Below are 15,084 nucleotides of genomic sequence, written 5' to 3' on the forward strand. Positions count from 1 at the left end.
TGAGGGGGATGCCGGGGTCACCACCTGCGGTGACGCGTCGGGACAGATCGGCGACGACAATGACCGGGTGAGCGAAGAGGGGTGGGCCCGGCGGCTGGCCGACGGCCCGCACGTGCCGGTGGCCGCCGTGGCGCCGCTGGGCGTGGGCGCGGTGGGCGAGGCGGTGGTCCGGGCGGTGGCCGGCGGCGCGGATTCGCGGCTGGTCCTGGTGCTCGGGGTGCTGGCCCTGGCGACCACCGCGCCGGCGGCGTTCCTGCGACCGGCGCCCGCCGCGGTCGCGGTGTCGGCGGCGGGCGTGCTGTCGCTCGGGTTGTTCCACGGCCTCACGGCGGCGGGGCTCGGCGCGCAGCTGATCGTGCTCTACCGGCTGGGACGGGTGGGCGGGCAGGTCCTGGCGACCTGCCTGGCCGCGCCCTACCTGGCGCTGGCCCTCGTGCGCGCCGCGGACGCGGTGACCGTGCTGGCGGCGGCGTCGGGACTGGCGGCGGGGTGGGTCGGGGTCGCCCAGTGGGCGCGCGGCGAGGCGCTGGTGCACCGGGCCGCCCGGCAGGCCGTCGCCGGGAGCCTGCTGGAGCACACCGCGCGGGGTGAACGGGCCCGGATCGCCCGCGAGCTGCACGACGTCGTCGCGCACCACATCTCGATGATCGCGGTGCAGGCGGAGACGGCCCGGCTGACCACGCCCGGCATGCCCGCCGCCGGCGCGCAGCGGCTCTCGGAGATCGGCGACACCGCGCGGGCCGGGCTGACCGAGATGCGGCGGCTGCTGGGCGTGCTGCGGGAGGACGTGCCGGAGGAGGTCGCGGACCGGCGCCCGCAGCCCGGGTTGCGGCAGCTCACCGACCTGCTCGACGACGTGCGCGACACCTCCGGCGCGAGCGCGCGGCTCATCGTCTCCGGCACGCCGGCTGCGCTGGACCCCGGCGTGGAACTGGCCGCGTACCGGATCGTCCAGGAAGCCCTCACCAACGCGCGGCGGCACGCGCCCGGCGCGGCGGTCGACGTGGAGCTGCACTACACCGAGGAGGCGTTGCGGTTGCGCATCAGGGACAACGGGCCGGGCCTCCGCGTCGCGTCGCCGTCCGGCGGGCACGGGTTGACCGGCATGCGCGAGCGGGCGGCGGCGGTCGGCGGCCGGTTGCGCACGGGCACGACGGCCGTGGGCGGGTTCCTCGTCGAGGCCAGCCTCCCGGCGGGGGCGGCCGGGTGAGCGCCGTCCGGATCGTGGTCGCCGACGACCACCAGGTGATCCGCACCGGGTACGCCGCGCTGCTCGACACGCAGCCCGACTTCACCGTCGTCGGCACGGCGTCCGACGGCGGCGAGGCGGTGCGGGTCTGCCGGGAGCTGTCACCCGACGTGGTGCTGATGGACGTGCGGATGCCGGGCGTGGACGGCATCGAGGCCACGCGGCGGCTCGCGGACGGGCCGAGGGTGCTGATCCTGACCACGTTCGACCTGGACGAGCACGTCTACGACGCGTTGCGCGCGGGCGCCAGCGGCTTCCTGCTCAAGGACGTGACGGCGGAGCGGCTGTTCGACGCGGTGCGGGTCATCGCGGCCGGCGAGGCGCTGCTGGCGCCGACCGTCACCCGCCGGCTGATCGGCGAGTTCACCCGCCTGCGACCCGAGCCGCCCGCGCCCGCGACCGCGCTGTCCACCCTCACGCCACGGGAGACCCAGGTGCTGCGGCTGATCGCGGAGGGCCTGTCGAACACGGAGGTGGCGGCCCGGCTGGTGGTGACGGAGGAGACGGTGAAGACGCACGTGAGCCGGGTGCTGGGCAAGCTGGGCCTGCGCGACCGCACCCAGGCGGTGGTCGCCGCCTACGAGTCGGGCCTGGTCGTCCCGCGCTCCCGCGGTTAGACCCGCGTCGACTTCTTGTCGGCGGCCTGCGGTCGTCCCGCGCTCCCGCGGTCAGACCGGGTCGACTTCTTCTCGGTGGCCCGGGGTCGTCCCGCGTGCCCGCGGTCAGACCGGGTCGAGCGGCAGGACGGCGGTGAAGCGGGCGCCGTCGTGGTCGGGCGCGTCGTGCGCGTCGAGCGTGCCGTGGTGCAGCCGGGCGATGCGGCGGGCGATGGGCAGACCGAGGCCGGTGCCACCGGTCTCCCTGGTGCGGGCGTCGTCCAGGCGCGTGAAGCGCTCGAAGACGCGCTCGCGGTCCTCGGGCGGGATGCCCGGGCCGTCGTCCACCACGTCCAGCAGCGCGACCTGGCCCAGGACCGTCAGCCGGACCGCGATCCGGGCTCCGGCGTGGCGTTCGGCGTTGTCCAGCAGGTTGCCGAGCAGGCGGGCCAGCAGGGAACGGCTGCCGCGCACGTGGACCGGGTGGTCGGCCACATCGGTCGTCACGGTGTGGCGGGAGCGGTGGCGGTCGGTTTCCGCGCGCACCAGCCCGGCCAGGTCCACCGGTCCGGTCACGGCGGTGGCGGGCGCGTGGTCGAGCCGGGCGAGCGTCAGCAGGTCGTCGGCCAGGTGTTGCAGGCGGTAGGTGTCCTGGAGGGCACCGTCCACCACGGCCCGCCGGCCGGTCAGGTCCGGGTGGGCGTGCGCGATCTCCAGCTCGGCCCGCAGCGCGGCGATGGGGCTGCGCAGCTCGTGCGACGCGTCGGCGACGAAGCGCCGGTTCTCCTCCACGGCCGCCTGCAACCGGTCCAGCGTGGTGTTCACCGTGCCTGCCAGGCGGGCGATCTCGTTGCGCGTGCCCGGCACGGGCACCCGGCGGGACAGGTCGTGCCCGGTGATGTCGGCGACCTCCCGCCGGATGGCCTCGACCGGCCGCAGCACCCGGCCCGTGGCGAACCACACCACGAACGCGAACAGGCCGGTGAGCAGCAGCGCGCCGCCGACCAGGCCCAGCACCCGGCCGTTCAGCGTCGCCTGCGCCGCGACCAGGTCGTCCCGCCACCACCGGGACAGGCCCGCCGCGGGCCTGCTCGGGCCGATCTCGCCGGTGTCGGTCAGCTGCCGGGCGTCGATGGCGAACGGATCGGTGAACGGCCACAGCGACAGCTGCGGGATCTCCGCTGAGGAGCTGTACCGCGCCTCGTAGAACACGACCCGGTCGGCGTCCGCGAGGCCCGGGACGGGGTGGTCCCCGATCCGCTTCGAGGTGATCGCGATCTCGTGCTCGCCGGCCGCGCACTCGTCGCCCAGCGACACCGTGCCGGAGGTCCGCCGGTTCGCCGCGCCCGAGGCGTCGGCGCTGAGCGAGCCGGACAGGCAGATGACGGTGATCTTGTTCGCCGCGGTGTCGAACCGCATCGCCTGGTCGCGCAGGAACACCGAGGCCACGGCGGCGATCCCGAGCAGCGGCAGTGCGATCACCACCGTCGCCACCACCGTCACGCCGAACCGCAACGACCGGAACCGGCTCACCGGCCCTCATCCCGCACGCAGTACCCGACGCCCCGGACGGTGGTGATGCTGCGCCGTCCGAACGGCGCGTCGACCTTGCGCCGCAGGGTGGAGACGTAGACCTCGACCAGGTTCGGGTCCGGGTCGTGCGCCGAGTCCCACACACCCCGGATGATCTCGGTCCTGGTGACCACCTGGTCGCGGTGGCGCACCAGGAACTCCAGCACCGCGAACTCCTTGGCGGTCAACGGGATCGGCACGCCACGACGGCGGCAGGCGCGCAGCGCCGGGTCCAGTTCGAGGTCGCCCGCGCGCAGCACGGCCGGGCGGGCCACCCCGCCGCGCCGGACGAGCGCGCGCAGCCGGGCCACCAGGACGACGTAGGAGAACGGCTTGGTCAGGTAGTCGTCCGCGCCGGTGTCGAGGCCCTCGGCCTCGTCGAGCTCGCCGTCCTTCGCCGTGAGCATGAGGATCGGCGTCCACACGTCGGCCGCGCGCAGCCGCTCGCACACGCGGTAGCCGTTCAGGGACGGCAGCATCACGTCGAGCACGATCACCTCGTAGGCGTGCTCGACGGCCCGCCGCAACCCGTCCCGGCCGTCGTGCTCCAGGTCGACCGCGAACCCCTCCGCGGCGAGGCCGCGGCTGAGCAGCTCCGCCAACCGCCGGTCGTCCTCGACCACCAGTACCCGCATGGGCGCAACTATGCCGTGACCCGCCCGAACGGCGCCTGAAGTCCGCTTCAGGTTCCTTCAGGACGGCTTCAGGCACCCCGCGCGCGCTCCGAACGCAGGACTCGCGCGAGAGTCCTACGTTCGGGACAGGTGAGTTGAACGTTCGGGTCAGGGCGAGGGGGTGCGGCGGCCCAGGGTGCTCTGGCGGGCGATGAGCTTGTGCGCGGCGCGCACCTCGACGCCCGGCAACGGCTCGGTGCTACCGATGCGCGCGAGCAGCCGCTCCACCGCCGTGGTCGCTATGGTCACCTTGTCCGGCGAGATGGTGCTGATCGTCGGGTTGGAGTAGCGACCTTCCTCGATGTCGTCGTACCCGATGAGGGCGATGTCCTCGGGCACGCGCAGCCCGCGTTCCAGCACCTCGTGCAGCGCGCCGAGCGCGACCAGGTCGCTGTAGCAGAACACGGCGTCCGGCGGGTCGTCCCGGTCGAGCAGCAGGCGCATCGCGCCCGAGCCATCGGCCCGGTTGAACCTCGGGGTGCGGATCACCAACGACTCGTCCACCGGCAACCCGGCCTCGGCGTGCGCCTGCCGGTAGCCCAGCGTGCGCAGCTGCGCCGCCTCGCCGGTCGGGTACGGCTGGTCGCCGATGGCCGCGATCCGCCGCCTGCCCAGGCCGATCAGGTGCGCGGTCGCCTCCCGCGACGCCGCCACGTCGTCGATCCCCACGTGGTCGAACGTGCCGTTGGAGGACCGCTCGCCCAGGACGACCAGCGGCAGCGTGGGGTCGCCGTCGTCCAGGTCCTCCTGCGCCAGCCCGAGCGGACTGAAGATCATGCCGTCGAACAGCAGCGCCCGCGCGCCGCGCCGGATCAGCTCGCGCTCGTGCGCCGGGTCGCCGTCGGTCTGGTCGATCAGGACGTTGTAGCCGCGCTCGCGCGCCCTGGGGATGATGGCCTGCAACAGCTCCGCGAAGTACGGCGTGTCCAGGTACGGCACGACCACGGCGATCTGCCCGGACCGGCCGTTGGCCAGGTTGCGGGCCAGCACGTTCGGCCGGTAGCCCAGCTCCGCGATGGCCCGCTCCACCTTCTCGCGGGTCCGCTCGGTGACCTTGGCGTAGCCGTTGACCACGTTCGAGACCGTCCGCGCGGACACGCCCGCGAGCTCTGCTACGTCACGCAGCGTGGCGTCGCGCATCGTTCTCCTCCGTCGGACCGGCGCGGCGGCCCTACCGCTACAGCGCTGCAAAGGAGTGTGCATCGCAGCTCCCGTCACGACAAGTCCCGACGGCCGGGTGGGAGCAGCCGTCTCAAATATCGTTTGAGTTACGTTCAGGTGAGGTCTTGCAGCGCGGCAAAACGCCGTCCATAGTGCTTTGCAGCGCAGCAACACCCGGTGCCACGGCGGCAGCCACGGTGGGGTCCCCAGGACCCACCGGCCGTGGCGCGACACCCGGACCCGGCCTCCAGGCACCAGTTCGAGCCTCGTGGGGTCGCCGCTCACCCTGTCCGTCTCGTTCACGCACCGTGATCGTGGTCGTGCATGCCCGGACGCATGCGCGACGGGAAGGCGCACTCATGCTCGGCACCACATGGACGGCGAAACTCCGAGGGGGGCTCGCCGCCTGCGGCCTGCTCGCCGCGGCGGCGTGCGGCGGGGCAGGCGGTGACGACGGCGGACCCGTGACGGTGTCCGTCTGGGCCTGGTACCCGGAGTTCAAGGGGGTGGTCGAGGCGTTCAACGCCAGTCACCCCGACATCAAGGTCGAGTGGACCAACGCGGGCACCGGGGCGGACCACTACGCCAAGCTCAAGACCGCCATCACCGCGGGCAAGGGCGCGCCGGACGTGGCCATGGTGGAGTTCCAGCAGATCCCCACGTTCATCATCCTCGACGCCCTGGCGGACATGGGCGAGCACGGCGCCAACGAGGACGAGGGCCGGTACGCCGAGTGGGCGTGGGAGCAGGCCACCGACGGCGACAAGGTCTACGCGATCCCGGTCGACGGCGGCCCGATGGCGTTGATGTACCGCAAGGACCTGTTCGACCAGCACGGCATCCCGGTGCCGGTCACGTGGGCCGAGTACGCCGAGGCGGCCGTGAAGATCAAGGCGGCCGACCCCGACGCGCACATCGCGAGCTTCGGCAGCGACGGCGGCTGGCTCAACGGCCTGATGTGGCAGTCCGGCTGCCGCCCCTACGGCTACTCGCACACCACCGCCAAGGACCAGGTGCGGATCAACCTGACCGCGCCGGAGTGCGAGCGCGTGGTCGACCTGGTCGGTGACCTGGTCGACAAGGGCCTCATGGCCAAGGACCCGTTCTTCACCGCCGACGCCACCGCCGCGCTGGACTCCGGCAAGTACTGGACGTGGGCCGCGGCCGGCTGGACGCCCGGCTACCTGGCGGGCTCGTTGAAGAACACGGCGGGCAAGTGGGCGGTCGCGCCGATGCCGCAGTGGAACGCGGGCGCCGACGAGCAGGGTGACTGGGGCGGCTCCACGTTCACCGTGACCAAGCAGGCCAAGAACCCGAAGGCGGCCACCACCGTGGCGCGCGAGCTGTTCGGCAAGTCCAAGGCCGCCTGGGACATCGGCCTGGACAAGGCGTTCCTCTACCCGCTGGTCAAGGACGTCGCGGCGGACCCGGCGTTCACCGGCAAGGCGTACGACTTCTTCGCCGGCCAGAAGGTGAACGAGATCTTCGTGCCGGTGTCGGAGAAGCTGGGCGACTTCCAGTTCACGCCGTTCCAGGACTTCGTGTACGGCGAGCTGAACGACCGCGGCGCCGAGGCCATGTCGGGCAGCAGGCCGTGGAGCACGGTGCTGGCGGAGACGCAGAAGAACGTCGTCGCCTACGCCGAGCAGCAGGGCTTCAAGGTCAGCCAGTAGCGCTCCGGCGGCCCGTCGCGGCGAGCTCGACGCCGCGGCGGGCCCAGGCCAAGTCAGGAGGTCCACCGTGACGCGGTCCACGCCGATCACGGCGTCCGAGGCCGACGACCCGCCGGTCACGCGGGTCGGACCGGTCGCGCCCGTCGAATCCCGCGCCCGGCGCAGGTCACGCCGGGTCACCGCGCACCCGGTGGCCGGGATGCTGTTCGTCCTGCCGTTCTTCCTCGTCGTCGTCGCGTTCCTGGTGGTGCCGCTGGGCTACGCGTTCTGGCTCAGCCTGTCCAGCCGGAGCCTCGCCCTCGGCACGCGGTTCAGCGGCATCGACAACTACGTGCGCGCGTTCACCGACCCGCTGCTGCTGGACGGCCTGCTGCGGGTCGTCCTCTTCGGACTCGTGCAGATCCCGGTCATGCTCGGCATCGCGCTCGCGGGCGCGCTCGTGCTGGACGCCGTGACCACGAAGGTCGCCCTGGCGTTCCGGCTCATCGCGTTCATGCCCTACGCCGTGCCCGCCGTCGTCGGTGCGCTCATGTGGGGCTTCCTCTACAGCCGCACGTTCGGCCCGTTCGCGGACCTGCCGACGCTCCTCGGCGGCGACCCGATCGACTTCTTCGGCACCTCGTTGCTGCTGGTGTCGCTGGGCAACATCGTGACGTGGGCGTGGACCGGCTACAACATGATCATCCTGTACTCGGCGTTGCAGGGCGTGCCGCGCGAGATGCACGAGGCCGCGGTGATCGACGGCGCCACGCCGGTGCAGGTCGCGCTGCGGGTCAAGGTGCCGGCGATCAGGCAGGCCATCACGCTGGCCGCGATCTTCACCGTCATCGGCACCATGCAGTTCTTCACCGAGCCGCAGATCATGGCCAGGTTCGCGCCGCAGATCTCGGCCGGGTACACGCCGAACCTCTACGCCTACAACCAGGCGTTCGCCTACTCGGACTTCCACTACTCCGCCGCGCTGTCCTTCGCGCTCGGCTTCCTGGTGTTCGTGGTGGCCTACGCGTTCGTGTTCGTCAACAACCGCAGGCGGGGGAAGCGCGCATGACCCTCGGCAAAGCCGAAGACCGGCCCAGGGTGAACACCCGGCTCCCGCACCTGCTGATGGGCGTCGGCATCCTGTACTTCCTCGTCCCGCTGCTCTGGGTGCTCGTCGCGGCCACCAAGAGCCAGCCCGACCTGCTCGACAGCCCCGCGCTGTGGTTCGCCGAGTTCAACCTGTTCGAGAACATCGGGCTGCTGTTCCGCGAGGACGACGGCGCCTACGGCAAGTGGCTGGTCAACACCGCGCTGTACTCCGGTCTGAGCGCGGTGGGCGCGACGGCGCTCGCGGCGGCGGCGGGCTACGGCCTGGCCCGGTTCCGGTTCCCGGGCAAGAGGCTGTTCGAGACGGCGCTGCTGGGCATGATCATGGTGCCGGCCACCGCGCTGGTGCTGCCGACGTACCTGATCCTGTCCGAGGTGGAGCTCGTCGACACGATGTGGGCGGTCATCCTGCCGTCGCTGCTCAGCCCGTTCGGCGTGTACCTGATCCGCGTGTACGTGGACGAGAGCGTGCCGGTGGAGCTGATCGACGCGGCCCGCATCGACCGGGCGGGCGAGCTGCGCGTCTTCTGGCAGATCGCGGTGCCGATGATGCGGCCCGCCCTCGTCACCGTCTTCCTGTTCACCCTGGTCGCGACCTGGAACAACTACTTCCTGCCGCTGGTGATGCTCAGCGACGCCGACCTCTACCCCCTTACCGTGGGTCTGACCACCTGGTTCAACACCGCCCAGCAGGAGGCAGGCACCCGGATGCTGTTCAACCTCGTGGTGACCGGCTCACTGCTGGCCATCGTCCCGCTCATCGTCGCCTTCGTCCTGCTGCAGCGCTTCTGGCGCAGCGGTGCGGCGGCAGGCGCCCTGAAGTAGGAGCACCGTGCTCAACGCCTCTCTCGCCCTCAACCCCGACTACGTCATCGCGCCCGTGCGACGCCGGCTCTTCGGGTCGTTCGTCGAGCACATGGGCCGGTGCGTCTACACCGGCATCTACGAACCCGGCCACCCGACCGCCGACGAGGACGGTTTCCGGGGCGACGTGCTGGAGCTGACCCGTGAGATGGGGGTCGAGCTGGTCCGCTACCCCGGCGGCAACTTCGTCTCCGGCTACCGCTGGGAGGACGGCGTCGGCCCCGTCTCGCGGCGACCCGTGCGCCGTGAGCTCGCCTGGCACAGCCTGGAGACCAACGAGGTCGGCGTCGACGAGTTCGTCCGCTGGGCGCGCAAGGCCGACGTCGAGGTCATGTACGCGGTGAACCTCGGCACGCGCGGTGTCGCGGAGGCGCTCGACGTGCACGAGTACCTGAACCACGAAGGCGGCACGCACCTGTCGGACCTGCGCCGCGAGAACGGCTCCGAGAAGCCGCACGGCGTGAAGCTGTGGTGCCTGGGCAACGAGCTGGACGGCCCGTGGCAGCTCGGCCACAAGACCGCCCACGAGTACGGCCGGCTGGCCGCCGAGACGGCCCGCGCGCTGCGGCAGGCCGAACCGGACCTGGAGCTGGTGGCGTGCGGCAGCTCCAGCTCGTCCATGCCGACGTTCGGCGAGTGGGAGTCCACCGTGCTGGAACTGGCGTACGACGAGGTGGACCACATCTCGCTGCACGCCTACTACGAGGTGCTCGACGGCGACGTGGACAGCTTCCTGGCCTCCGCCGCGGACATGGACCACTTCATCGACAGCGTGGTGGCCACCGCGGACGCGGTCGGCGCGCGGCTCAAGAGCAAGAAGAAGATCACGCTCTCGTTCGACGAGTGGAACGTCTGGTACATGAAGCGGTTCCAGGCCGAGCCGCGCACGGAGTGGGAGGTCGCGCCGCGGGTCATCGAGGACCAGTACGACGTCACCGACGCCGTGGTCGTCGGCAACCTGCTGATCTCGCTGCTGCGCCACAGCGACCGGGTGGCGGTGGCGTGCCAGGCGCAGCTGGTGAACGTGATCGCGCCGATCCGCAGCGAGCCGGGCGGCCCGGCGTGGCGGCAGACGACGTTCCACCCGTTCGCGCTGACGTCGCGGCTGGCGCGGGGGGAGGTGCTGCGGGTGGAGACGTCCTCGCCGACGTACTCGACCAAGCGCTTCGGCGACGTCCCGGTGGTCGACTCGGTCGCCACGCACGACCAGGAGACCGGCGACACGGTGGTGTTCGTGGTCAACCGGCACCGGTCCGAGCCGGTCGACCTGACGGTCGCGCTGGCCGCGTTCGGCGACGTCGAGGTGGCCGAGGCGTGGACCGTGCACGACCCGGACGGATCGGCCACCAACACCGAGGCCGATCCGGACCGCGTCGTGCCGCAGCCGCAGACCGCCACCATCGCCGACGGCGACCTGCACGTCGTCCTCCCACCGGTCTCCTGGACCGCCGTGCGCCTCGCCCGCACCTCCTGACCCCGAGAGTCCTACGTCCACGCCGCGAGAGTCCTACGTTCGGAAGGCGTGAGTTCAACGCTCGGCGCACGAGGTCGGGGCGTTGAGCGTTGAACTCGGGGTCCTTGAACGTAGGGCTCTCGAGCGGTGGAGGTAGGACTCTCGCGGGGGTCAAGGGGTGACGTAGGCGGCGAGGTGCTCGCCGGTCAGGGTGGCCCGCTTGGCGACGAGGTCGGCGGGCGTGCCCTCGAAGACGACGCGACCGCCGTCGTGGCCCGCGCCGGGACCGAGGTCGATGATCCAGTCCGCGTGCGCCATGACCGCCTGGTGGTGCTCGATGACGATGACCGACTTGCCCGAGTCGACCAGCCGGTCGAGCAGGCCGAGCAGCTGCTCGACGTCGGCCAGGTGCAGGCCGGTGGTCGGCTCGTCGAGGACGTAGACCTCGCCCTTCTCGGCCATCTGGGCGGCCAGCTTCAGCCGCTGCCTCTCGCCGCCGGACAACGTGGTCAGCGGCTGGCCCAGCGACAGGTAGCCGAGACCGACGTCCACCAGCCGGTCGAGGACCTTGTGCGCGGCCGGCACCCGCGCGTCACCCGTCCCGAAGAACGCCTCCGCCTCGACCACGGACATCGCGAGCACCTCGGCGATGTTCCGCCCGCCCAGCGCGTACTCCAGCACGGACGCCTGGAACCGCTTGCCCCCGCAGTCCTCGCACGTGGTCTCGACGGTCGCCATCACGCCCAGCTCGGTGTAGATGACACCCGCGCCGTTGCACGTGGGGCAGGCCCCCTCGGAGTTGGAGCTGAACAACGCCGGCTTCACGCCGTTGGCCTTGGCGAACGCCTTGCGGATCGGTTCGAGCAGGCCGGTGTACGTCGCCGGGTTGCTGCGCCGCGAGCCGCGGATCGCGCCCTGGTCGATCACCACCACGCCGTCGCGGCCGGCCACCGAGCCGTGCACCAGCGAGCTCTTGCCGGACCCGGCCACACCCGTGAGCACGCACAGCACGCCGAGCGGGATGTCGACGTCCACGTCCCGCAGGTTGTGGCTGTCGGCGCCACGCACCTCCAGCGCGCCCGACGGCGTCCGCACCGACGCCTTCACCGACGCCCGGTCGTCCAGGTGCCGCCCGGTGAGGGTGTCACCGGCGCGCAGCCCCTCGACCGTCCCCTCGAACACCACCTCGCCGCCGCCCGAGCCCGCCCGGGGCCCGAGGTCGACCACGTGGTCGGCGATCGCGATCACCTCGGGCTTGTGCTCGACCACCAGCACGGTGTTGCCCTTGTCCCGCAACCGGAGCAGCAGCTCGTTCATCCGCTCGATGTCGTGCGGGTGCAGGCCGATGGTGGGCTCGTCGAAGACGTAGGTCACGTCGGTGAGCGACGAGCCGAGGTGGCGGATCATCTTGGTGCGCTGCGCCTCGCCGCCGGACAGCGTGCCCGACGGCCGGTCGAGCGAGAGGTAGCCGAGCCCGATGTCCACGAACGAGTCGAGAGCCCGCCGCAGGTTCACCAGCAGCGGCGCCACCGACGGCTCGTCGAGGTCGCGCACCCAGTCGGCCAGGTCGCTGATCTGCATCTGGCACAGCTCGGCGATGTTCCTGCCCTTGATCCTGGACGCGAGGGCTTCCTTGGCCAGCCGCGTGCCGTCGCACTCGGGGCAGGTCGTGAACGTCACCGCCCGCTCCACGAACGCGCGGATGTGCGGCTGCATCGCGTCGACGTCCTTGGCCAGGAACGACTTCTGGATCTGCGGGATCAGGCCCGAGTAGGTCAGGTTGACCCCGTCGACCTTGATCTTGGTCGGCTCCTTGTGGAGCAGGTCGTGCAGTTCCCTCTTGTTGTACTTGCGGATCGGCTTGTCCGGGTCGAAGAAGCCGCAGCCGCGGTAGATGCGGCCGTACCAGCCGTCCATGCTGTAGCCGGGGATGGTGAGCGCGCCCTCGTTGAGCGACTTGCCGTCGTCGTAGAGCGCGGTCAGGTCGAAGTCGTTGACCGAGCCCATGCCCTCGCAGCGCGGGCACATGCCGCCGAGGCGGTTGAACGTGGCCTTCTCGGCCTTGGTCTTGCCGCCGCGCTCGACCGTGATCGCGCCGCTGGCCTTCACCGACGGCACGTTGAACGCGTACGCGTTGGGCGGGCCGATGTGCGGCGTGCCGAGCCTGCTGAACAGGATGCGCAGCATGGCGTTGGCGTCGGTGACGGTGCCGACCGTGGAGCGGGGGTTCGCGCCCAGCCGCTCCTGGTCGACGATGATCGCCGTCGTCAGCCCTTCCAGCACGTCGACCTCGGGACGCGCCAGCGTGGGCATGAAGCCCTGCACGAAGGCGCTGTAGGTCTCGTTGATCATCCGCTGCGACTCGGCCGCAATCGTGCCGAACACCAGTGAGCTCTTGCCCGAGCCGGACACGCCGGTGAACACCGTCAGCCGGCGCTTCGGGATCTCGACGCTGATGTCCTTGAGGTTGTTCACGCGCGCGCCCTGCACGCGGATCAGGTCGTGGCGGTCGGCGAGGTGGTGCGGCTCGGGCGACCGCGCGTCCGTCCTGGTGGCCTTGCTCATCGGGTCTCCATCTGGTTGTGCCGGGCGCGTTCGCGGATCGCGTTCGGGGGGCGCGTTCGGGGGGTGCGGCGGCCCCGCTCCCGCGGACGTCGGAGCGGGGCGGCCACGTGTGGTTCAGCGCAGCTGCTGGATGCGGATCAGGTTGCCCGCCGGGTCGCGGAACGCGCAGTCGCGCACGCCGTAGGGGTGCTCGGTCGGCTCCTGCACGACCTCGGCCCCACCGGCCTGGAGCTCGTCGAACGTGCCGTCGAGGTCCTTGGTCGCGAGGTTGATCCCGGCGTAGGTGCCCTTGGCCATCATCTCGACGATGGTGCGGCGCTCCTCCTCGGTGACGCCGGGGTCGGCGGCCGGCGGGTGCAGCACGATCGAGGTGCCGGGCTGACCGGCGGGACCGACCGTGATCCAGCGCATGCCCTCGTAGCCGACGTCGTTGCGCACCTCGAAGCCGAGGGTGTCGCGGTAGAAGGCGAGCGCGGCGTCCGGGTCGTCCTGCGGGAGGAAGGTCTGGTGGATGCTGATGTCCATGGCGATCACGCTAGGTGCGGCCCCGGAGCGGACGCTTCTCGATTCCTGACCGGTCTGGTGACCTGCTTGGCCACGCACGCCGGCATCCCGCCGGTCGGCCCGGTCGCCTCCCGCCGGTACTCGCTCGGCGGCACGCCGACCAGCTCGGTGAACCGGGTGCTGAACGTGCCGAGCGACGAGCAGCCGACCGCGAAGCAGACCTCGGTGACGCTGAGGTCGCCGCGCCGCAGCAACGCCATCGCGCGCTCGATGCGCCGCGTCATCAGGTACGAGTACGGCGACTCGCCGTAAGCGCGCCGGAACTGGCGGCTGAGGTGCCCGGCCGACATGTTCACGCCGCGCGCGAGCGCCTCGACGTCCAGCGGCTGCGCGTACTCGCGGTCCATCCGGTCGCGGACGCGGCGCAACCTGGCGAGGTCGCGCAGGTGCTGCGTCGCGGCGGAGGTGCTGGTCACGTGCGTGATCGTGCCACATCACGGTCCGTGGAGCAGGCCGAAACCCGGTGTCACACCGGGTCTGGACCGCGGCAGTCCGGCCGACGTGGTCACGCGTGAGCTCCGGGCGCGGGGGACGGCGCACTGCCTGGTGAGGTCGGGTCGGGTCACGGCAGTGAGGCGGGCAGGGCGAACAACGGGAAGTGCTCCGCGCCGACGAACGACGTGACGTCCCGGATCAGGTCGCCGCGCAGCGCCAGCACGTTGATCGCCCACGCCCGGTACGCGCCCGTGCCGTCGTCCCACAGGTAGCAGGCCACGGCGGGCTGGCCGTTGGCGCTGGTCACCCGGTGCCGCCACGGCGGGCAGTCGCCCATCGGCACGCGCGCGACGAAGTCGGCGACCGCCTCGACGCCGCGGTACCAGTGCGGCAGCGGCGGCATCGACCAGGTGACGTCCTCGGTCAGCAACGCGACCATCGCGTCGGCGTCGCCGCGTTCCAGCGCACCGGCGTAGTCGGCCACGACCTGCCGCAGGCGCGCGTCGCCGATCAGCCGCAACGCCTGCTGCTGGGTGCGCTCGGGCACCCTCTCCGCCACCACCCGGCGGGCCCGGGCCAGCGCGGAGTTCACCGACGTGGCCGAGGTGCCCATCATGGCGGCGATCTCGGCCGCCGAGAACCCGAGCACCTCGAACAGCAGCAACGCCGCCCGCTGGTTGCCCGGCAGGTGTTGCAGCGCGGCGACGAAGGCCAGCTCGACGGCCTCGCGCCGCGCGTAGCGCCCGGCCGGCCCGCCGTCGCCCAGGCCCTCGTCCGGGTACGGCCCGAGCCAGGCGACGTCGGTCACGGGCGCGTCGTCGACCACCGCCCGTTCGCTGGAGGGCCCGAGGTCCACCGGCAGCGCGCGCCGACCACGGCTCTCGACGGTGTCCAGGCACGTGCGGGTGGCCACCTTGTACAGCCAGGACCGCAGTGAGCCGCGCCCCTCGAAGCGGCCGAGCCCGCGCCACGCCCGCAGCAGGGCGTCCTGGAGCGCGTCGTCGGCGTCGTGGGCGCAGCCGAGCATCCGGTAGCAGTGGGCGTGCAGCTCCCGGCGCAGGGGCTCGACGAGACGGGTGAACGCCTCACCGTCGCCCTCACGGGCCCGCGCCAGGTCGGGCTCCTCGACGCCCGTCGCCGGACTCGCCGGACCTGGCGGACTCGCCGGACTCGCCGGGAAAACTTCGCTCAC

13 protein-coding genes are annotated in these 15,084 nt (G+C 72.0%); 6 read left to right on the top strand and 7 right to left on the bottom strand.

The window, feature by feature from the left end; all coding sequences use genetic code 11:
* The first annotated feature begins 67 nt into the window (after positions 1–67).
* Together ACQPYE_RS11205 and ACQPYE_RS11210 are read left to right on the top strand one after the other, a co-directional pair.
* The gene (locus tag ACQPYE_RS11205) at positions 68–1,210 is read left to right on the top strand and encodes a sensor histidine kinase (RefSeq protein WP_498721033.1); all 1,143 of its coding nucleotides are present in this window, start codon (positions 68–70) and stop codon (positions 1,208–1,210) included.
* The gene (locus ACQPYE_RS11210; protein ID WP_498721034.1) at positions 1,207–1,866 is read left to right on the top strand and encodes a response regulator; all 660 of its coding nucleotides are present in this window, start codon (positions 1,207–1,209) and stop codon (positions 1,864–1,866) included. Before ACQPYE_RS11205 ends, ACQPYE_RS11210 begins: the two co-directional genes overlap by 4 nt.
* 105 nt (positions 1,867–1,971) lie before the next feature.
* Here ACQPYE_RS11210 and ACQPYE_RS11215 read toward each other — a convergent pair whose 3' ends face one another.
* The 3 genes from ACQPYE_RS11215 to ACQPYE_RS11225 all read right to left on the bottom strand — a co-directional run bounded on the left by ACQPYE_RS11215 (position 1,972) and on the right by ACQPYE_RS11225 (position 5,231).
* Positions 1,972–3,378, bottom strand: a complete 1,407-nt coding sequence (locus ACQPYE_RS11215; RefSeq protein WP_498721035.1) for a sensor histidine kinase — start codon at positions 3,376–3,378, stop codon at positions 1,972–1,974.
* Positions 3,375–4,052, bottom strand: coding sequence for a response regulator transcription factor (locus ACQPYE_RS11220; protein ID WP_498721036.1), 678 nt, complete (start codon positions 4,050–4,052; stop codon positions 3,375–3,377). The genes ACQPYE_RS11215 and ACQPYE_RS11220 overlap by 4 nt, the downstream gene beginning before the upstream one ends.
* A 147-nt stretch (positions 4,053–4,199) precedes the next feature.
* Positions 4,200–5,231, bottom strand: coding sequence for a LacI family DNA-binding transcriptional regulator (locus tag ACQPYE_RS11225; protein WP_498721037.1), 1,032 nt, complete (start codon positions 5,229–5,231; stop codon positions 4,200–4,202).
* A gap of 380 nt (positions 5,232–5,611) precedes the next feature.
* Here ACQPYE_RS11225 and ACQPYE_RS11230 point away from each other — a divergent pair, with 380 nt between their 5' ends.
* From ACQPYE_RS11230 to arfA, 4 genes are all read left to right on the top strand, one after another.
* On the top strand, positions 5,612–6,925 hold the full coding sequence (locus tag ACQPYE_RS11230; RefSeq protein WP_498721038.1) for an ABC transporter substrate-binding protein: 1,314 nt from the start codon (positions 5,612–5,614) through the stop codon (positions 6,923–6,925).
* A 67-nt stretch (positions 6,926–6,992) separates the two neighbouring features.
* A complete protein-coding gene (locus ACQPYE_RS11235; RefSeq protein ID WP_498721039.1) occupies positions 6,993–7,973 on the top strand; it encodes a carbohydrate ABC transporter permease in 981 nt (326 codons plus the stop codon).
* Positions 7,970–8,836: a carbohydrate ABC transporter permease gene (locus ACQPYE_RS11240; RefSeq protein WP_498721040.1), complete on the top strand. Its 867-nt coding sequence runs from the start codon at positions 7,970–7,972 to the stop codon at positions 8,834–8,836. The genes ACQPYE_RS11235 and ACQPYE_RS11240 overlap by 4 nt, the downstream gene beginning before the upstream one ends.
* A 7-nt stretch (positions 8,837–8,843) precedes the next feature.
* Positions 8,844–10,349 carry an arabinosylfuranosidase ArfA gene (gene arfA, locus ACQPYE_RS11245; protein WP_498721041.1) on the top strand — a complete coding sequence of 502 codons (1,506 nt, stop codon included), beginning with the start codon at positions 8,844–8,846 and terminating at the stop codon, positions 10,347–10,349.
* A gap of 150 nt (positions 10,350–10,499) precedes the next feature.
* Here arfA and ACQPYE_RS11250 read toward each other — a convergent pair whose 3' ends face one another.
* From ACQPYE_RS11250 to ACQPYE_RS11265, 4 genes are all read right to left on the bottom strand, one after another.
* Complete coding sequence (locus tag ACQPYE_RS11250) at positions 10,500–12,893, bottom strand: ATP-binding cassette domain-containing protein (RefSeq protein WP_498721042.1); 2,394 nt, start codon at positions 12,891–12,893, stop codon at positions 10,500–10,502.
* Between the two features lie 114 nt (positions 12,894–13,007).
* The gene (locus tag ACQPYE_RS11255; protein ID WP_498721043.1) at positions 13,008–13,418 is read right to left on the bottom strand and encodes a VOC family protein; all 411 of its coding nucleotides are present in this window, start codon (positions 13,416–13,418) and stop codon (positions 13,008–13,010) included.
* 5 nt (positions 13,419–13,423) lie between these two features.
* Positions 13,424–13,873, bottom strand: a complete 450-nt coding sequence (locus ACQPYE_RS11260) for a helix-turn-helix transcriptional regulator (protein WP_498721044.1) — start codon at positions 13,871–13,873, stop codon at positions 13,424–13,426.
* Positions 13,874–14,019: 146 nt separating this feature from the next.
* Positions 14,020–15,006 (bottom strand): sigma-70 family RNA polymerase sigma factor, encoded by a 987-nt coding sequence (locus ACQPYE_RS11265; protein ID WP_498722881.1) that lies wholly within the window; start codon positions 15,004–15,006, stop codon positions 14,020–14,022.
* Positions 15,007–15,084 lie beyond the last annotated feature (78 nt).

This window comes from Actinosynnema sp. CA-299493, from assembly GCF_050946825.1.
Lineage (GTDB): Bacteria > Actinomycetota > Actinomycetes > Mycobacteriales > Pseudonocardiaceae > Actinosynnema.